Consider the following 17,989-nt stretch of genomic DNA (forward strand, 5'->3'; position numbering starts at 1 on the left):
CGACTCCGCCGTGGACGGGAACGCCGTGGACGGGAAACGCCGGGCGGGCCGTCGCGCCGGCCTCCTGAAGGCGGCCCGCGCCGCACGGTTCACCGCCTCGGCCGTACCCCTGCGGCCCCGCCCCTACGCCCGCGACGCCGGTCCGGTCTCCCGCCGCCGACCGCGGCGCGTCGAAACGCGCCACAGGGACGCCAGCGGGTACGAGACGAAGCCGACCGCCGTCACCCACACCACGAGCCAGACGGTTCTGGGCCCGCCCCACTCCACCGCGGGTACCACCAGGGGCCCGGAGAGAAGCAGCAACACGATCCCGATGACGAACCTCGCCCGGGTGTCTCCGTCTCGCATCGCCTCTCCTGTCACGCCGGTACGGTGTCCGGCGGTCGTGTCGGCGACATCTGGCGTACGGCTCGTCCCCGGCAACCGTGGAGTTCAGCGTGCCCCCGGCCGCGGGCGGTATCCGCACGGCGCGGAAACCCGTCGCGGTGCGGGCGGGTGAGTCACCGGCCTCCCCGCGGACGGCGCGGGGCTCGGGACCACCGGGGCACACCGGCCAGGCCCGGCAGGCCCGGGGCCGGTGCGGGGGGACACGCACCGGTGCGCCCGGGCACGCGCCGCCGGCACACATCGCCGGGCACGCACCGCCGGCGCGGGATCGTCCCCGGAGCTTGTGGGAAGCCCTCCCGCCACTTATAGTCGCCTTGACGATAACTCGGGGGAAGGGCTGCCCACATGACCACGACGACGGTGAGCAAGCGCGCCGCGACCGGCACCCTGCTCGGGCTCGCCCTCGGGGACGCCCTCGGCTTCCCGGCCGAGTTCGACGACGTCCCCTCGATCCTCGCCGCGCACGGCCCCTGGCGGGAGACGGAGTTGCCGGAGCCCGCTCTCGTCTCCGACGACACGCAGATGACCCTCGCCGTCGGACGCGCCCTCCGCACCGCCCCGGGCCCGCTCGCCCCGGACCGGCTGGGGCGCCCCCTGCGCGAGGAGTTCGTCGCCTGGTACGAGTCTCCGGAGAACGACCGGGCCCCGGGGAACACCTGTCTGGCCGCCTGCCGGCTGCTGCGGGCGGAGGGACGGCCCTGGCAGGACGCGAGCCGGATCGGCTCGAAGGGCTGCGGCGCCAACATGCGCGTGGCGCCCGTCGCGCTCGTCCCCGGGCTCACGGACGAACAGCGGGCGGGCGCCGCCCAGTTGCAGGCCGCGTTCACGCACGGCCACCCCACCGCCCTGGCCGCCTCGGACCTCACCGCCCACGCCGTCCACCTGCTCGCCCGGGGGACGGACCCCACCGGCCTCGTCGGCAGGCTCCGCTCCTACGCCTGCGACAACCGCACCCGCTACCACCACGCCTGGCTCGGCGACCTGTGGACCCGCGCCGGGGACGCGGGCCCCGAGCAGTTCATCGCGCGCGGCTGGGACGACTGCCTGGCGATCCTCGGCCGGCTCCAGGAGGCCGCGCGCACCGTCTCCCCGGAGATCGATCCGTGCCTGGCCACCGGGGAGGGCTGGATCGCCGAGGAGGCCCTCGCCACCGGCCTGCTGTGCTTCCTGCTCTTCCCCGGCGACCCCGTCACCGCGCTGCGCCGGGCCGCCTGTTCCTCCGGCGACTCCGACTCGATCGCCTGCCTCACCGGCGCCTTCGCGGGCGCCTGGCTGGGCGCGGACGCCTGGCCCGCCTCCTGGACCGGCCGGATCGAGCACCGCGACGAACTACTGGCCCTCGGCGCGCTCTGGGACGGCGAAACGGCCGGGGCCCCCGGGAGCCCCGGAAGCCCCGCCGGGGTTCCGTCGGGCGTCCCGGCCGGGTAGCGCCGTGACCGAAAAGGTTCACCGGGTTCGAGAGCGGTGAGGGATTGGACGAGCAGGGTGAACTGACCTGAGAGCATCGCGCCGTGCCCATCCACCGTCATGGCGTCGACGGAGAGCGCTCGCTGACGTTGGATGCCGGCGGCCTGGCCGCCGATGCCACAAGGACTGCCTACGGACACGAGCCGAACGGATACGTGCGGGATGGTCCGACGCGGTTTGCCTGGCCGGGTGTTGCCGAGCGCCTCGTTTTCGACAGCGAGGCCGGCATGTTCAGCTGATCCGCAAAGCCTGGACCCTCCACCGGCGGGACATCCCACCCACACGCCGCGCCTGATGACCACTCATGTGCGCGGCCTCCTGCTCGTTCAGCGGTTGTCGTAGGCCGTGCGAGCGGCGTCGATGTGGGGCACGTGCGTGATGCTCCATTCGAGCAGCGGCGCGGTGGCCTCGCGCAGGCTCCGGCCCATCGCGGTCAGTTCGTAGCTGACGTGCGGCGGCATGACGTTTCGGACGGTGCGCGTCAGGATCCCGTCGCGTTCGAGGTCGCGCAGCGTCACGGTGAGCATGCGCTGGCTGATGCCGTCGATGGCCCGCTTGAGCTCGGTGAAGCGCAACGGCCCGTCCTTGAGCATGCGCACGATCAGCAGCGCCCACTTGTCCCCGACGATCCCGAGGACTTCGCGGGCCTGGCACGGGTCCTGCACGGTTACCTCCTGAGAACCGGGGCACCGAAAAGTGCCGTATTGCCCGGGGAGTGCCGCGGGGATCACGATGCTCGCGGTTACCAAAGCGTACCGAGGCACGAGGAGGAACCACGCCACCATGACCACATTTCTCCTGATACACGGCGCCTGGCACAACGGGCGGAGCTGGGACCGGGTGGTCCCGCTGCTGGAGGCGGCCGGGCACCGGGTGCTCGCGCCGTCGCTGACCGGCTACGGCGACAAGGCACACCTGCTGAGCCCCACGATCGGGCTCGGAACCCACATCGACGACGTCACCGGCCTGATCGAAGACGAGCACCTCGACGACGTCGTGCTCGTCGGGCACAGCTACGCCGGGATGGTCATCTCGGGAGCCGCCAACCGGGTCCCGAAGCGGATCGCGCATCTGGTGTTCCTCGACGCGATGGTCCCCGAGGACGGCGACACCGCTGTCGACGTCCTCCCTGTCACCCAGCAGCTCATCGACCTCGCCTTGGACGGCTGGCGGGTTCCGCCGATGCCCGAGCAGCCGCCGCCGCTCGGCTTGTTCGGCGTCACCGATCCCGACGACCTCGCCTGGTTGCGCTCGATGCTGTCGGACCAGCCGGTGGGGTGCCTGCGGGAGCCGGTCCGGCTGGACGACCCGGCCGCGCGCACGATCCCGCGCACCCACATCCACTGCGTCGAGGGCCGGCCGGCAGACATCGCCCCGCGTCCCGTCCCGGCAGGCGAACGAGTACGCGAGCTGCCGACCGGCCACGACTGCATGATCACCATGCCCGTCGAACTCACCGCGCTGCTGCTCGAGACGGTCCAGAGGCCGCACACCTGGGTGTTCACCAGGAGTACCTGTGTGTCGGCGTAGCCCTCATCGTCAGGTCACGCCCGGCGGCCGTCGTCGCGGCGCGGGGCCGGGGCGGCCAGGTGCGGGATCTCCGGGTGGTCGCGGAGGGCGGCGACGACCGCGCTGACCGCGGCGCGGCGCGGGGTGCCGGAGCGCACCACGATGGCGATGTTGCGGTGCACCGGCGGGCTGAGCCGCCGGGTGACGACGGCGTGGCCGGCGGGGATGGCCAGGGCGGGCAGCAGGGCGATCGACCCGGTGGTCTCGACGTGCTGAAGCAACAGCAGGTAGTTGCCGAAGCGGCAGGCCACCCGGGGCTCGAACCCCGACTCGCGGCACAGCCGCAGGGTCAGGTCCGCCATGTAGGACTGCGGCCGGTCGCAGGCCCAGGTCTCGTCCGTGCAGGCCGCGAGGTTCACCGCCGTACGGGAGACCAGCGGGTGGCCCGGCGGCAGCACCAGCATCACCGGGTCGCTGCCCAGCGACATGACGTCCAGGTCCGGGCCGAAGGAGAGGCCGGTGTAGTCGGTGGTGGTGACGGCGACGTCGGCCTCCCCCGAGCGCAGGGCCGCCCCGCTCTCGTGCGGTTCCATCTCGATGATCTCGAGATGGAGCCGTGGATGGGTGGTGGCCAGGCGGGTGGCCGCGGGGACGGCGAGATTGTGGATCGCGCTCTGGAACACCCCGAGCCGGACGGTGCCGATCGGCTCGTCCCGCAGGGCGCGCAGTTCGGCCTCGGCCTCGGCGATGCGGTCCAGGATCTCCCGGCTCCGGCGGGCCAGCAGCAGCCCGGCCGGGGTGAGCCGCACCCGGCGCCCGGTCCGCTCGATCAGCCGGCACCGGGTCTCCTTCTCCAGCACCGCCAGTTGCTGGGAGACCGTCGACGGGCTCAGATACAGCGAGTCGGCGACCGCGCGGACCGTGCCGAGCGTGTCCAGCAGGCTGAGCAGCCGCAGCCGTCCCGAGTGGAGCACGGGAACGAGTGTACGGCGCTGCCGTACAGCGGCGGCGGAAGAGCGTGATGGACGCGCACAGCGGTGCCTCCCTACCGTCGAGCGCATGGTTTCCGAGAACTCCGGCGCCGACCGGGACCGCCACCTCATCCGCTACTCCGGCCACGCGCCCTTCTCGCCGGAGGTCGTCGTCCGCGCCGAGGGCACCTCGGTGTTCACCGAGAGCGGCCGTGAGCTGCTCGACTTCACCTCCGGCCAGATGAGCGCCATCCTCGGCCACTCCCACCCCGCGATCGTCTCGACGGTGCGCGAGCAGATCGCCCACCTCGACCACCTGCACAGCGGCATGCTCAGCCCGCCGGTCGTCGAGCTGACGCGCCGGCTCGCGGGCACCCTGCCCGACCCGCTGGACAAGGCGATGCTCCTGACCACCGGGGCGGAGGCGAACGAGGCCGCGGTGCGGATGGCGAAGCTCGTCACCGGCCGCCACGAGATCGTCTCCTTCGCCCGGTCCTGGCACGGCATGACCCAGGGCGCCGCGAACGCCACCTACATCGCCGGCCGCAAGGGCTACGGCCCGCCCGCGCCGGGCAACTTCGCGCTGCCGGTGCCGGACCGCTACCGGCCCACCGTCGTCGACGCCGAGGGCGAACTCGACTGGCGCACCCAGCTCGACCTGGGCTTCGAGCTGATCGACGCCCAGTCGGTCGGCAGCCTCGCCGCCTGCCTGGTCGAGCCGATCCTCAGCTCCGGCGGCGTCGTCGAACTCCCGCCGGGTTACCTCGCCGCGCTGGCGGCCAAGTGCCGGGAGCGCGGCATGCTGCTGATCCTCGACGAGGCCCAGACGGGGCTGTGCCGCACCGGGGACTGGTACGCCTTCCAGCACGACGGCGTCGTCCCCGACATCCTCACGCTGTCCAAGACGCTCGGCGCGGGGCTGCCGCTGGCCGCCGTGGTGACCAGCGCCGAGATCGAGCAGCGGGCGTACGAGCGCGGGTTCCTGTTCTTCACCACCCATGTCAACGACCCACTGCCCGCGGCGGTGGGCAACACCGTCCTCGACGTCCTGGTCCGCGACCGGCTGGAGGAGCGCTCCCGCCGGCTCGGCGGCGCGCTGCGCGACGGGCTCGACCGGCTCGCCGGCCGTCACGAGGTGGTCGGGGACGTCCGCGGCCGGGGGCTGCTGCTGGGCATGGAGCTGGCCGGGGACCAGGTGCTCGGCGCGGGCGGCGCGGACCGGCTGGGCGCCGAGGTCACCCGCCGCTGCTTCGAGGGCGGACTGCACATGAACATCGTCCAGCTCCCCGGCATGGGAGGGATCTTCCGTATCGCGCCGCCGCTGACCGCGAGCGACGAGGAGATCGACCGCGGCGTCGCCGTCCTCGACGAGGCGCTCACGGCGGCGGCGCGGGACCTCTGAGACGTCCGCGCGCCCAAGGGCGGGCAGGGGGTGGCGGTCCGCCGTCCCCTGCCCACGCACGCGTACGGCACCGGCCGGCCGCCGTCACCCTGGTACCGCCTGATGCCCCGTCAGCACCCACAACAGCCCGGTTCCGCCGACGGGTTGACGGTGCCGGGGGGCGCCGTTACCGTGCCAGTGATCCGACATCTCGTGCACTGTTCGCAGTATCGAACCACCGCAGTATCGAACCACCGCGGTGCCGAACCCTCGCGGTACCGAACCGGCGTACAGCTCCCCACGACGCTCCCGCCCCGGCCGCCGCCCACCCCGAGCGGTCCACGGACCTCCCCGCGCCGCGCGGGGCCGAGGCGGAAACGGCGCCCGCCGCCCGGCACCGGAACCGCCCTTCCGGTGACGCCTCCGCGCGAGCGCTTCCGCATGCCCCGCACCGCCCCACCCCGCACCACACCCGCCCCGCCCGGGGCGCAGCCCCGGAGCACAGCTCGCCGCGGGCACCACCGCCCCGCACCACCGCCACGGGCCTCCCTCCCACGCCGTCACCCCGCCGGACGCGACGACCACCACCGGCCGGGGGACGAGGAGGCCCGGGACGGCCACCGCGCACGCCCCCACACCGAAGGAAGACCCATGACCTCTCACCGGAACACCTCCCCGCTCCCGGGCCCCGGATCTCCCCGCCGGAGGTCCGTGCTGGCGGCCATGGGCGCGTTACCCGTCCTCGCGGCGGCGCCCCCGGCCGCGGCGGCGGGCCGGGCGGAGTCCGCGGCGGGGACCGCGGAGGCCGCCGCCGCGGTGACCGTGAACCCGCTCGCCGCGCGCCAGACGATCCGCGGCTTCGGCGGCATGACCCACGCGGCCTGGATCGGTGACCTGACGGCCGCCCAGCGGGACACCGCGTTCGGCAACGGCGAGGGGCAACTGGGATTCTCCGTGCTGCGCATCCCCGTCCCCGAGAACCAGGCGGACTGGAACCGGGACGTGGCGACGGCGCGGCGCGCGATCGAGCTCGGGGCGACCGTCATCGCCTCCCCGTGGAACCCGCCCGCGCACATGACCGAGACCTTCGTCCGGGGCAGCCAGACCAACGCGAAACGTCTGCGGTACGACAGCTACGGCGCGTACGCCCAGCACCTGAACGACTTCACCCGCCACCTGGGCAACAACGGCGTCAGCCTCTACGCGATCTCGGTGCAGAACGAGCCCGACTACGCGCACGACTGGACGTGGTGGACCTCCGGCGAGATGGTCCGCTTCCTCCGGGAGAACGCCGGTTCGCTCAGCACCCGGGTCATCGCCCCGGAGTCCTTCCAGTACGTGAAGAGCTTCTCGGACCCGATCCTCAACGACTCCCAGGCGCTCGCCAACGTGGACATCCTCGGGGCCCACCTCTACGGCACACCGCCGCAGAACCTCCCCTACCCCCTCTTCCAGCAGCGGGGCGGCGGCAAGGAGCTGTGGATGACCGAGGTCTACCACCCCAACAGCTCCGACTCGGCGGACCTGTGGCCGCAGGCGCTCGACGTCGGGGAGCACATGCACCGCGCCCTGGTGGACGGCGGGTTCCAGGCCTACGTGTGGTGGTACATCCGGCGCGGTTACGGCCCCATGCGGGAGGACGGGCGCATCAGCAAGCGCGGTGCCTGCATGGCGCACTTCTCGAAGTACGTCCGCCCGGGACACGTACGGATCGACACGCCCGCGAACCCCCAGTCGGACCTCTACGTCTCGGCGTACACGGGCGGTTCCCAGGTGGTCATCGTCGCCGTCAACAAGCGGGCGTCCACGGTGAGTCAGTCGTTCACCCTGGAGAACAGCAACGCGTCCGGCATGTCCTCCTGGGTGACGGACGCGGGCCGGACCCTGGCCTCCCAGGCGAGGATCCCGGTGTCGAACCGCACGTTCACCGCGCAGCTCCCGGCGCGCAGCGTGACCACCTTCGTCACGGCGTAGGGCGGCCGCCGCCCCGGGCCCGCGTCACCCGGCGGGCCTTGGGCGGGACACGCCCGGCCACTTCGCCGGGCGCGCCCCGCCCAGGTGCCCGGATCCGCCGCCGGGGAGAACCGCCGCACCCGGCGGGGCGCGCCGCCGCCCTCCCCGGGACGGGCCGGAGGGTCAGGGGATCCGGAGGGTCAGAGGGTCAGGGGATCCGGAGGGTCAGGGGAGCCGGCCGGCGCCCCGGGCCGCGGTCCCGCGCGCGAAGTTCCTCCAGGCGAAGCCGGTGATCCCGGCCTGGAGACGTGACTCCACGTCCAGCTTGGTCAGGATCTGGGCCACATGGGCCTTGGCCGTGCGCTCGGTGATCCCGAGCTGGGTCGCGATGGTCCGGTTGGACGCGCCTCTCCCCAGTAACTGGAGGACGTCGAGTTCCCGTTCGGACAGCAGCCGCACGCGCGCCATCGCCACCTCCCAGCCCTCGTCGTGGAAGGGGGCCGGCTCCCATTCGGTGGCGAGGCCGGCGCGCGGGTTCAAGGTCTCCGTCTCTGCGGTGCTCATACCGTTCCTGGGCTCCTTCGGCTGGTCCGGGGTGCTGCCGCGACGGCGGCTCCGGCGGGGGAGCCCTTCCGGCGTGGCGGGGCACGGGAGATCGAGCGTCCGCAGGCGGCCCGTCCTCCGGTGGCGCGGTCGCGCCGTCCCCGTCGGGGCCGTCGCGTCCGGCCGTGGGAAGGAAGGGGACACCGTCGCGGAACTCCCCGGCGCGGGAGGGCCGCTGCGGTCACGGTGTGCGGGCCGGCGTGCGGCCGGGCGTACGGCGGCGGACGGCGTTCGTCACCGGCCCGGTGGACCGCCACCGGCGGTCGCGTGGAGCCGCGACGGACCGCTCCACGGCCCGTCCCGGAATATCAGGGGAATGCGCGCGTCAAGATTCTTCCGGTCGGCTGGCAGCATTTTCCTGTGAGCACATCCGTTCAGATCGCTTACAGAAACCGGCGGCACTTCCATGCGCGGGCGGCCGGGCGGAGACCGGCCGGTATTCCACGGAGATCCGAAATCCACGCCGGGCCCGGCTCCGGGAGAACGACCTGGCCCCCATCGGTGCCCGCGCGGGGCCGTCCCCCGCCCGGAGCGGCGCTCCCGGGACCGGGTCCCCGCCGGCCTGTCCCCTCCCGCCACCGTCCCCACGAGGCAGGGCGCGGCAGCGAGGGCGACCTGCGTGACGAGCCCCCGCAAGACGGAGCCGGCCACCGACGGCAACACGCGCATCGGAGCTGCAATTCCGTCCATCACTTCACCCGAAAGCTACTCGACCCATTCCGTGACGGGCAACACCGGCTCCGGCATCTGAGAGGTCCGTACGGCGAAAACGCGCCACCGCGGCTCCCCCGCACCGGCCCGCAACACCGGGAATACGGAGAAGAAACATAAAGAGTTCGCGGACCCCCGGGAACCCGGAAAAGCGGCCCCCCGGCGGGGAAACACCCGGCAGGGGAATCTCCGGACGCCGGCGGTGCGGGGGAGGCGCGGGGGACGGCGCGCGGGCGGACGGTCAGGGGACCCCGGCGAGCCGCAGCAGGGCCGCCGTACCGGCCGCCGCGAGGACGACGACGAGGAACGGCGCCCTGCGCCAGGCCAGCACGCCACCGACCAGGACGCCGGCCGGCCGGGCGGGCCCGGCGAAACCGTTCCCCTCCGCGAGCGCCGCCGTCACCGTCAGCGCGGCGAGCAGGACCACCGCCGAGACCTCCAGCAGCTTCTCGGCCCGTTCCGGGAACGTGACCCTGGCCCGCAGGGCCGGCCCCGCGAACCGGAGGAGGAAGGTCCCGGCCACCAGGGCCGCCATCGCCACCAGCGCCGGCACCACCGGCACCCCGCTCAACGCCGGGCTCCTTCCGGCGTCTTGACGGTGAACAGCGGCAGCGCGGCCAGGGCGACCAGCACCGGCAGCCCCGCCGGGAGGAACGGGGTGACGGCCAGCGCCAGCGCGGCCCCGGCCAGCACGGTCCGCCGCACGGCCCGCTCCTTCAGGGCGGGCAGGATCAGCGCCAGGATCACCGCCGGGAACATGGCGTCCAGGCCGAGGGCCCCGGTGTCCTCGACGACACCGCCGAGCAGCGCGCCGAGCGCCGCCCCGATGGGCCAGCAGGCCAGGATGCCCAGGCCACAGGCCCAGTAGGCCGCCCGCTTCCGCCCCGCGCCCTCCTGGGCGATCGCGAAGACGACCGTCTCGTCGTTCATGAGGTGGGTGCCGAGGAGTCTGCGCCAGCCCCGGCCGAGCACATCCGGAACCGCCAGCCCGAACGGCAGATGACGGGCGTTGACCAGCAGCCCCGCCAGCAGCGCGGCGATCGGGCTGCCGCCGGCCGCGATGATCCCGACGAAGAGGAATTCCGACGAGGCGGCGAGGACGAGCGCCCCCATCACCACGGGGAACCACCACGGAAACCCTGAGGTGACCGCGATGGCGCCGTACGAGACACCGATGACCCCGACCGCCAGGCAGACGAGCGCGATGTCGCGCAGCAGGTCTCCCCCCAGCGTTTTCCACAACGAACGCATGGCGTTTATACTGAACGGACGCCCGGCGTTCGTCAAGCCGAACGCCCCGACCGCTGGAGCGAACACCCCGTGCCCGACGCCGACCCCGCTTTCAAGGCGCCCCTCGACCTGATCGCCGCCTCCCTGCGGGCCGAACGCGCGCGGGCGGGGCTCTCCCTCACCGAGGTCGCCCGCCGGGCCGGGCTGGCCAAGTCCACCCTGTCCCACCTGGAGTCGGGTGCCGGGAATCCGAGCCTGGAGACGCTGTGGGCGCTCTGCGTGGCCCTGGAGATCCCGTTCTCGCGGCTGCTGGCCACGCCCCGGCCGCAGGTCCAGGTGATCCGCGCGGGAGAGGGGCCGGCCGTCGGCGCCGCCCAGAGCGACTACCGGGCGACCCTCCTCTCCGCCTCGCCCCCCGGGGTCCGGCGGGACGTCTACAGCATCGCCGCCGAGCCGGGCCCGCAGCGCTCCTCCGCCCCGCACCTGCCCGGAGTGGTGGAGCACGTCGTGATCAGCGCGGGCCGGGCCCGGGTGGGCACCGCCGACGAGCCGGTGGAGGTCCGCCCGGGCGACTACGTCTGCTATCCGGCCGACATCCCGCACGTCTTCCAGGCGCTGGAGCCCGGCACCCGCGCGGTGCTCGTCTCGGAACACCGCTGAGGGCCCGGCCCCGCCGCGGCGCCCGGGACGGGGGCGGGCTCAGTGCCCCATGCCCAGGCCGCCGTCCACCGGCAGGACCGCCCCGGTGATGTAGGCGGCGTCCCCGGAGGCGAGGAACCGCACCGCCGCCGCCACCTCCGCCGGCCGGGCACCGCGCCCCGCGGGGACCTTGTCCAGCACCGCGGCCCGCTGCCGCTCGGTCAGCGCCCCGGTCATGGCGGTCTCGACGAACCCCGGCGCCACCACGTTGCAGGTGATCCCCCGGGAGCCGAACTCCCGGGCCACCGACCGCGCGAAGCCGACCAGGCCGGCCTTGGCGGCGGCGTAGTTGCTCTGCCCCGCCGCGCCGAGCAGGGCGACCGCGGAGGAGATCAGCACGATCCGCCCGCGCCGCGCCTGCACCATCTCCTCGGCGGCCCGCCTGACCACCCGGAAGACCCCGGTCAGATTGGTGTCCAGCACGTCCGCGAAGTCCCGCTCGGTCATCCGCAGCAGCAGCCGGTCCCGGGTGATCCCGGCGTTGGCCACCAGGACCTCCACCGGGCCGTGCGCGGCCTCCACCTCCTTGTACGCGCGCTCCACCTGAGCGGCGTCGGTGACGTCACAGGTCACGGCGGCGCAACCGAGCCGCGTCGCCGCGGGGGGCGGCTCGCCCGTCCGGTACGTCAGCGCGACCCTGTCCCCGGCCTCCGCGAACTCCCGGGCGACGGCGAGGCCGATGCCCCGGTTCCCCCCTGTCACCAGGACCGAACGGCTCATCTCTGTCACGCTTCCCTTCTCCGCCGGGTGTCCGCACCCGGTCCGGCCGTCCCGGTCAGGCGATCTTGTGGACCCAGCCGAACGGGTCCGGCCGCGTTCCGGACTGGATGCCCGTCAGCTCCTCGCGCAGCCGCGAGGTGACCGGGCCGGGCACCCCGCCGCCAACCGTCCAGTCGCCGTCCGCGCTCCGGACCGAGCCGACCGGCGTGATCATCGATGAGGTGCCGCAGGAGAACACCTCGGTCAGCGCGCCCGACTCGGCGTCGGCCCGCCACTCCTCCACCCCGACCTTCCCCTCCTCGGCCCGGTAGCCGAGTTCGGCCGCCAGCGCCAGCACCGAGTCCCGGGTGACGCCCGCCAGCAGCGTGCCCGACAGCTCCGGGGTGACCAGCGTCCGGCCGTAGACGAAGAACAGGTTGCTGGTGCCCATCTCGTCCACGAAGCGGCGCTCCACCGGGTCCAGCCACACCACCTGGTCGCACCCCTTCTCCCGGGCCTGCGCCTGCGCCACCAGGGTGCCCGCGTAGTTGCCGCCGCACTTGGCCTCACCGGTGCCGCCGGGGGCCGCCCGCGCGTAGTCCTGGGAGAGCCACACCGTGAGCGGCTTCGCCCCGGCCGTGAAGTAGGAGGCGGCCGGTGAGGCGATCACCATGAACCGGTAGGCGGCCGACGGCCCGTAGAAGCCGATCGTGTACTGCGTGGCGATCATGAAGGGCCGCAGATACAGACTGTGCCCGGGCCGGTCCGGGACCCACGCCCGGTCGGCCGAGACCAGCAGTTCCAGCGCCGCCACGAAGGTGTCCTCCGGCAGCGCCGGCATGGCCATCCGCGCGGCGGACCGGTTGAACCGGGCCGCGTTGGCGTACGGGCGGAAGGTCACCACCGTGCCGTCCGGACGCCGGTACGCCTTCATCCCCTCGAATACCTCCTGCCCGTAGTGGAACACCTGGGCCGACGGGTCGAGCACCAGCGGACCGTACGGGTGCAGCCGGGCGTCGTGCCAGCCCCGCTCCCGCTGCCAGTCGATGCTGATCATGTGGTCGGTGAACACCTCCCCGAAGGCGGGCGACCGCAGCAGAGCCGACCGCTCCGCGGCGGGCCGCGGGACGGCCGGCTCGGTGGTGAAGGTGAGGGTCATGGGCGCTCTCCGGGGCAGGGGTTCGGGGACTTCGGCGACGGGAGACCTTCGGCCGGGGCTCTTCCGCGAGGGCTCCGGCGGGCCCGGCGGCAGCTCCGGCGGGGCTCCGGCGGAATTCCGGCAGGACTCCGGCGGGACTCCGGGAAAGGTAGTCCGGCATCCGGCTCACAGCGGGGTGTTCGCGTGTTTGCGGGACGGCTGCTCCGCGTGCTTGGTACGCAGCATCCGGAAGGCGCGGATCAGCACCGGCCGGGTCTCCGCGGGATCGATGACGTCGTCGACGAGGCCGCGTTCGGCCGCGTGATAGGGGTGCATCAGCTCCGCCCGGTACTCCGCGACCTTCCGGGCCCGTACGGTCTCCGGGTCGTCGGCCTCCGCGATCTGTTTGCGGAAGATGACGTTCGAGGCGCCCTCGGCGCCCATCACGGCGATCTCGTTGGTCGGCCAGGCGTAGGACAGATCGGCCCCGACGGAACGGGAGTCCATCACGATGTACGCCCCGCCGTAGGCCTTGCGCAGGATGAGCTGGACGCGTGCCACCGTGGCCTCGCAGTAGGCGTAGAGCAGTTTCGCCCCGTGCCGGATCACGCCGCCGTGTTCCTGGTCCACCCCCGGCAGGAAGCCGGGCACGTCCACCAGGGACAGCAGCGGAATACTGAAGGCGTCGCACATCCGCACGAAACGGGCGGCCTTCTCGCTGGCCTTGATGTCCAGCACCCCGGCGAGGGTGATCGGCTGGTTGGCGACGACACCGACCACCTGGCCGCCCAGCCGGGCCAGCCCGCACAGGATGTTGGGGGCCCACCGCTCCTGGACCTCCAGGAAGTCGCCGTGGTCGACCACTTCCTCGATCACCCGGCGCATGTCGTACGGCAGCCTGCCCTCGGCCGGGACCAGGTGGGTCAGTGCCTCGCTGCGCCGGCCGGCCGGGTCGGCGCACGGCGCGGGCGGCGGGGGCTGCCGGTTGTTGGCGGGCAGCAGGGACAGCAGGTAGCGGACCTCGCTCAGGCACGTCCGCTCGTCCTCGTACACGAAGTGCGCCACCCCCGACCGCTCCGCGTGCACGTCCGCGCCGCCGAGCCGTTCCTGGGTGACCTCCTCACCGGTGACGGAGCGCACCACTTCCGGGCCGGTGATGAACATCTGCGAGGTGCCGCGCACCATGAACACGAAGTCGGTCAGCGCGGGAGAGTAGGCCGCGCCGCCCGCGCACGGCCCCAGGATCACCGAGATCTGCGGGATCACCCCGGAGGCCCGCACATGGCGCCGGAAGATCCCGCCGTAACCGGCGAGGGCGGAGACCCCTTCCTGGATCCGCGCCCCGGCCCCGTCGTTGAGCGAGACCAGCGGCGCGCCCGCCGCGACGGCCATGTCCATGATCTTGTGGATCTTCTCGGCGTGGGCCTCCCCCAGCGCCCCGCCGAAGATCCGGAAGTCGTGGGCGTAGACGAATACGGTGCGGCCCTCGACGGTGCCCCAGCCGGTGATCACACCGTCCGTGTGCGGTTTGCGGTCCTCCAGCCCGAAGCCGACCGCCCGGTGCCGGCGCAACTGCTCGACCTCGGCGAAGGACCCCTCGTCCAGCAGCAGGTCGATCCGCTCCCGGGCGGTCAGCTTGCCCTTGGCGTGCTGGGCCCGGGTCGCCCGTTCGCTCGGGCCGACGCGGGCCAGTTCCTTGGTCACGTGCAGCTCGGCCACCCGGGCCACCGTGTCGGCGGCCACCCGCGGGGCCGGGGCGCGTTCCTGCTGGACGGTCATGGGCGATCGCTCTCCTTCCGGGTGCGGCGGGGGTGCCGGGGACGGCAGGGGCGCGGGGGACGGGCGGGGCACCGGGGACGGCCGGGGTGACGCAACCGGCCGGTGGCGGGGGCGGAACGGGCGGACGGCCGGCGGCCGGGGACCCGGCACGGCGGTCGCCCGGCGCGACCAGGGGCCCGGGGCGCCCCGGGCGGCCGGGGTGCCTGGGCCCCGGCGGGCCGGCCCCCGGTCACCGCCCGGCCTCCGCCGGCACCGCCGGGCGGCACCGCTGGCGGTGCGCGCCCAGCCCGGCCACCTCCGCCTCCACCACGTCACCGGCGCGCAGGTACGGCTGGTCCGGGCGGCCCAGGGCCACCCCGCCGGGCGTCCCGGTCAGGATCACGTCACCGGGGTGCAGCACCATGAACTGGCTGAGGTACCAGACCAGATGGTCGACGCCGAACACCATGTCGGCGGTCGTCGCGTCCTGCATCGGCCGGCCGTTGACCCGGCAGGTCAGCCGCAGCCGCTGCGGGTCGCCGGCCTCGTCCGGGGTCACCAGGTGGGGTCCCAGCGGGCTGAAGGACTCGAAGGACTTGCCTTTCACCCACTGGCCGCCGCGCTCCAGCAGCCAGCTCCGCTCGGACACGTCGTCGGCGGTGGCGAACCCCGCGACACGGGTACGCGCGGCGGCGTGGTCCGGCAGGTACCGGGCGCGCCGCCCGATCACCACGGCCAGCTCGACCTCCCAGTCGGTCTTCTCCCCGCCCGGCGGCAGCAGCAGATCGTCGTACGGGCCGACCAGGGTGGACGGCGCCTTGCTGGAGACCACCGGCTCCCGGGGCAGCGCCAGGTTCGCCTCGGCGGCGTGCGCGCGGTAGTTGAGCCCGATCGACAGCAGGTGCCCGCCCGGCCGGACGGGCGGCCCGATCCGCTCGGCGGCCGGGTCGACGGCCGGCAGCCCGGCCCCCTCCCGGGCCAGCCGTGCCGCCAGTTCGCGCAGCGCGTCGGGGTCCAGGGCCGCGCCGGTCCAGTCCGGCACCCAGGCCGACAGGTCCCGGACGGTTCCGCCGGGCCCCACGGCGCAAGGTCGCTCGCCGCCGGGCGGCCCGATCCGCAGCAGCCGCATGTCAGCCGGCCGCCGGGGAGGAGTCTTCGCGGTACTTCCCGAAGAAGCGGGTCTCCGCGTCGGTCAGCCGCCGGGGGCGGCCGAGCCGGTAGTCGAAGGGCGCCATGACGGTCGACGCGGTGGCGTACACGGTGGCGCCGTCCCGGACCACGTAGTCGATGGCCACCGTCGCCGACTCCAGGGCGGAGACCCACATCTCGATCTCCACCGGCTCGTGCCGGTGCACCAGCTGCCGCCGGTAGCGGATCCGGTGCTCCACCACGACCGAGCCGTCGCGGAAGAAGGCGTCGCCCTCGGTCGGCGCCATCCGGAAGATGAAGTCGACCCGCGCCTCCTCCAGGTAGCGGAGGAAGGCGACGTTGTTGACGATCCCGTAGACGTCCATGTCGGACCAGCGGATCGGGCAGAGGTAGCTGTGGCGCGCCATGCCGCTCAGCTCCCCTCGGCCGCGGGCGCCGGGGCCGCGGTCCGGGCGGCTGCCGGGCCGAGGGCCCCGGTGTGCCGCTGGAAGGCGGCCACGTAGTCGTCGGCGGCGATCGGGGCGCGCAGGAGCTCCGGGGAGAGGTTGAACCCGCCGATCAGTGGGTCGGCGTACGGCAGGAGTTCGGCGCAGAGGGCGTCGGCCTCCAGCGGCAGCCGCTCCACCTGCGCCGCCGTCAGCAGCCCGCGGGCCAGGAACCAGCCGCTGTCCCGCCGTAGCTCCGTCAGCCCGTAGAGGGAGGTCAGCAGGGTGAGTGCCGCCCGTGCCGTCTCGTCCCGCGCGGCGCCGACCGCGGCCGTGAGGCACTCCAGCGCGATCCGTACCCCACGGGCCCGGGCCATCTCCAGGGCGGGGTTGAGGGTGGCGTTCCACGCCTCGAAGTACGTCCGGTCCGCGGAGTCGTCGGTCATGGCCGCCCGGGCCGCCCGGAGCAGTTCGCGTTCCCGGTGGCGCGCGGCCGCCACCAGGAACGCGGGCGCCCGTGGGTCCTCCGGCGGGGCCGGGGCGCCGGCCGGCTCACCGCCCTCGGCGCCCTCGGCGTCCCCGTAATCCTCGCCCCGTGCCACGATCTGCCCCGCCGTGGTGGCCAGCAGGACCTGGTTGTCGCCCTCCGCGGTGACCAGGCCCTGCAACAGCGAGCCGTAGTCCGCGATCCGGTTGACGCCGAAGATGCCCTGCGCTCCGCAGCGCTCCCGGCAGACGGCGACGACCTCGGTCATCTCCCAGGTGGCGAGCGCCTTGGTGATCGACACGAGGTCGCCGAGCCCGGCCGGCGCGGGCTGCCCCGGCGCCCGGGTGTACTCCCGCTTGGCGTGGTTGAGCAGCAGGGTCATCGCGTAGGTCTTGGCCAGCGCGGTGAACAGCGCGAGCTGATGGCTGCGGTACTCGATGACCGGCAGGTCGTTGCGGCCGGGCGCGTTGGTGAGCCGCCGCGCGGCGTACCGCAGGGCGATGTACACACTCGCCCGGCCCGCGCCGGTCGCCGCGCTCGCGACGCACAGCCGTCCGGGCAGGATCCGGCTCATCGCGCGCAGGAACCGCTTCCGCGCGTTGCCGGACGCCGGGCGGAACACGCCGTCCTCGCCGAACCGCCCCAGGTCGCCGTGGAGGAGCTGACGGTCCGGGACACGCACGTGGTCGAACCAGGTGAGGCCGTTGTCCAGGCCCTGCACCGGCTTCTCCGGGCACGGTGCCGCGTGGACGCCCTCGCACAGCCCGTTCCGGTCGCTGATCCGGACCAGGAAGGGGAAGACGCCGTGGTCCCTCCCGTCCGCCTTCAGCCGGGCCATCACCACGGCCAGCTTCGGGATGTCCGGGAAACCGCTGTACGACATGTACTTCTGCGCCAGGGCGTCCGGGGTGTTCAGGACGAACGTGCCGGTCGCGGGGTCGTGGACGGCCTCCGTCCGCAGGGCGGCCACGTTGTTGCCGTACCCCAGTTCGGTGGCCATGTACGGGCTGAAGGAGTCCAGCCGGTCGAGTTCGTCGGCGAGGTCCTTCAGGTCGTCCCGGTCGCCGTGCTCCACCACCGTGCCGAAGGCGAGGTTGTAGTGGACCATCAGCAGCGAGAAGGTGGAGACGTCCACCAGCGACGGCCACTCCGCCAGCGCGAACAGCCGCCAGGGGTCGGCCAGGATCTCCCGCGGGCGTTCCAGGCGGCCGTGCACGGCCCGCGAGCGCTCGTAGGCCAGTTTCCCCGCCTCGTTCAGGGTCAGCCCCTCGCGGGGGTCGAACAGCGGGTCGAGCAGCAGCTCGTGGAGGTCCTGGTGGGTCTGCTCGTACCTGCCGTCGAAGAGCAGCCGCGACAGGTCGGCGCGGGCCGGGGAGGTCATCTGGGCGTCCTTTCCTGCGGGGCGGTGCGGACGGTGCGGAC

At 73.7% G+C, this 17,989-nt stretch carries 18 protein-coding genes; 6 read left to right on the plus strand and 12 right to left on the minus strand.

Annotated elements, in window-relative coordinates; genetic code table 11:
* Positions 1-123: 123 nt before the first annotated feature.
* Entirely contained in the window at positions 124-348 is a 225-nt protein-coding gene (locus tag HCK00_RS12185) for a hypothetical protein (protein WP_168101855.1), read from the minus strand.
* Positions 349-732: 384 nt separating this feature from the next.
* Between HCK00_RS12185 and HCK00_RS12190 the strand changes: the two genes are divergently transcribed.
* Both HCK00_RS12190 and HCK00_RS12195 read left to right on the plus strand, forming a co-directional pair.
* A complete protein-coding gene (locus tag HCK00_RS12190; protein ID WP_168101856.1) occupies positions 733-1,815 on the plus strand; it encodes an ADP-ribosylglycohydrolase family protein in 1,083 nt (360 codons plus the stop codon).
* A gap of 83 nt (positions 1,816-1,898) precedes the next feature.
* Entirely contained in the window at positions 1,899-2,093 is a 195-nt protein-coding gene (locus HCK00_RS12195) for a hypothetical protein (protein ID WP_168101649.1), read from the plus strand.
* A gap of 87 nt (positions 2,094-2,180) precedes the next feature.
* Here the strand turns inward: HCK00_RS12195 and HCK00_RS27590 are convergent, their stop codons facing one another.
* Complete coding sequence (locus HCK00_RS27590; protein ID WP_168101857.1) at positions 2,181-2,519, minus strand: winged helix-turn-helix transcriptional regulator; 339 nt, start codon at positions 2,517-2,519, stop codon at positions 2,181-2,183.
* Between the two features lie 118 nt (positions 2,520-2,637).
* Between HCK00_RS27590 and HCK00_RS12205 the strand changes: the two genes are divergently transcribed.
* Positions 2,638-3,384 (plus strand): alpha/beta fold hydrolase, encoded by a 747-nt coding sequence (locus tag HCK00_RS12205; protein WP_168101858.1) that lies wholly within the window; start codon positions 2,638-2,640, stop codon positions 3,382-3,384.
* A gap of 14 nt (positions 3,385-3,398) precedes the next feature.
* Here the strand turns inward: HCK00_RS12205 and HCK00_RS12210 are convergent, their stop codons facing one another.
* The gene (locus HCK00_RS12210; protein WP_168101859.1) at positions 3,399-4,337 is read right to left on the minus strand and encodes a LysR family transcriptional regulator; all 939 of its coding nucleotides are present in this window, start codon (positions 4,335-4,337) and stop codon (positions 3,399-3,401) included.
* An 85-nt stretch (positions 4,338-4,422) separates the two neighbouring features.
* Here HCK00_RS12210 and HCK00_RS12215 point away from each other — a divergent pair, with 85 nt between their 5' ends.
* Together HCK00_RS12215 and xynC are read left to right on the plus strand one after the other, a co-directional pair.
* Entirely contained in the window at positions 4,423-5,736 is a 1,314-nt protein-coding gene (locus HCK00_RS12215) for an aspartate aminotransferase family protein (RefSeq protein ID WP_168101860.1), read from the plus strand.
* Between the two features lie 630 nt (positions 5,737-6,366).
* Positions 6,367-7,689, plus strand: a complete 1,323-nt coding sequence (gene xynC, locus HCK00_RS12220; protein WP_168101861.1) for a glucuronoarabinoxylan endo-1,4-beta-xylanase XynC — start codon at positions 6,367-6,369, stop codon at positions 7,687-7,689.
* A gap of 204 nt (positions 7,690-7,893) precedes the next feature.
* On the opposite strand, the gene HCK00_RS12225 is transcribed toward xynC, so the two are convergent.
* From HCK00_RS12225 to HCK00_RS12235, 3 genes are all read right to left on the minus strand, one after another.
* Positions 7,894-8,232 carry a response regulator transcription factor gene (locus HCK00_RS12225; RefSeq protein WP_168101862.1) on the minus strand — a complete coding sequence of 113 codons (339 nt, stop codon included), beginning with the start codon at positions 8,230-8,232 and terminating at the stop codon, positions 7,894-7,896.
* 991 nt (positions 8,233-9,223) lie between these two features.
* Positions 9,224-9,517, minus strand: coding sequence for an AzlD domain-containing protein (locus HCK00_RS12230; RefSeq protein ID WP_168101924.1), 294 nt, complete (start codon positions 9,515-9,517; stop codon positions 9,224-9,226).
* Positions 9,518-9,549: 32 nt separating this feature from the next.
* Positions 9,550-10,233, minus strand: coding sequence for an AzlC family ABC transporter permease (locus HCK00_RS12235; RefSeq protein WP_168101863.1), 684 nt, complete (start codon positions 10,231-10,233; stop codon positions 9,550-9,552).
* 69 nt (positions 10,234-10,302) lie between these two features.
* Here HCK00_RS12235 and HCK00_RS12240 point away from each other — a divergent pair, with 69 nt between their 5' ends.
* On the plus strand, positions 10,303-10,872 hold the full coding sequence (locus HCK00_RS12240) for a helix-turn-helix domain-containing protein (RefSeq protein ID WP_168101864.1): 570 nt from the start codon (positions 10,303-10,305) through the stop codon (positions 10,870-10,872).
* A gap of 39 nt (positions 10,873-10,911) precedes the next feature.
* Here the strand turns inward: HCK00_RS12240 and fabG are convergent, their stop codons facing one another.
* The 6 genes from fabG to HCK00_RS12270 form a co-directional block, all read right to left on the minus strand.
* Positions 10,912-11,631: a 3-oxoacyl-ACP reductase FabG gene (gene fabG, locus HCK00_RS12245; RefSeq protein WP_168101865.1), complete on the minus strand. Its 720-nt coding sequence runs from the start codon at positions 11,629-11,631 to the stop codon at positions 10,912-10,914.
* A gap of 55 nt (positions 11,632-11,686) precedes the next feature.
* Complete coding sequence (locus tag HCK00_RS12250) at positions 11,687-12,769, minus strand: branched-chain amino acid aminotransferase (RefSeq protein ID WP_168101866.1); 1,083 nt, start codon at positions 12,767-12,769, stop codon at positions 11,687-11,689.
* Positions 12,770-12,934: 165 nt separating this feature from the next.
* Positions 12,935-14,527, minus strand: coding sequence for an acyl-CoA carboxylase subunit beta (locus tag HCK00_RS12255; RefSeq protein ID WP_168101867.1), 1,593 nt, complete (start codon positions 14,525-14,527; stop codon positions 12,935-12,937).
* Between the two features lie 229 nt (positions 14,528-14,756).
* Positions 14,757-15,635 carry a fumarylacetoacetate hydrolase family protein gene (locus HCK00_RS12260; protein WP_168101868.1) on the minus strand — a complete coding sequence of 293 codons (879 nt, stop codon included), beginning with the start codon at positions 15,633-15,635 and terminating at the stop codon, positions 14,757-14,759.
* 1 nt (position 15,636) lies between these two features.
* The gene (locus HCK00_RS12265; protein ID WP_206320228.1) at positions 15,637-16,062 is read right to left on the minus strand and encodes an acyl-CoA thioesterase; all 426 of its coding nucleotides are present in this window, start codon (positions 16,060-16,062) and stop codon (positions 15,637-15,639) included.
* 5 nt (positions 16,063-16,067) lie between these two features.
* Complete coding sequence (locus tag HCK00_RS12270) at positions 16,068-17,948, minus strand: acyl-CoA dehydrogenase family protein (protein WP_168101869.1); 1,881 nt, start codon at positions 17,946-17,948, stop codon at positions 16,068-16,070.
* Between the last annotated feature and the right edge of the window lie 41 nt (positions 17,949-17,989).

It is taken from the genome of Streptomyces zingiberis (assembly GCF_012034935.1).
GTDB classification, from domain to species: domain Bacteria; phylum Actinomycetota; class Actinomycetes; order Streptomycetales; family Streptomycetaceae; genus Streptomyces; species Streptomyces zingiberis.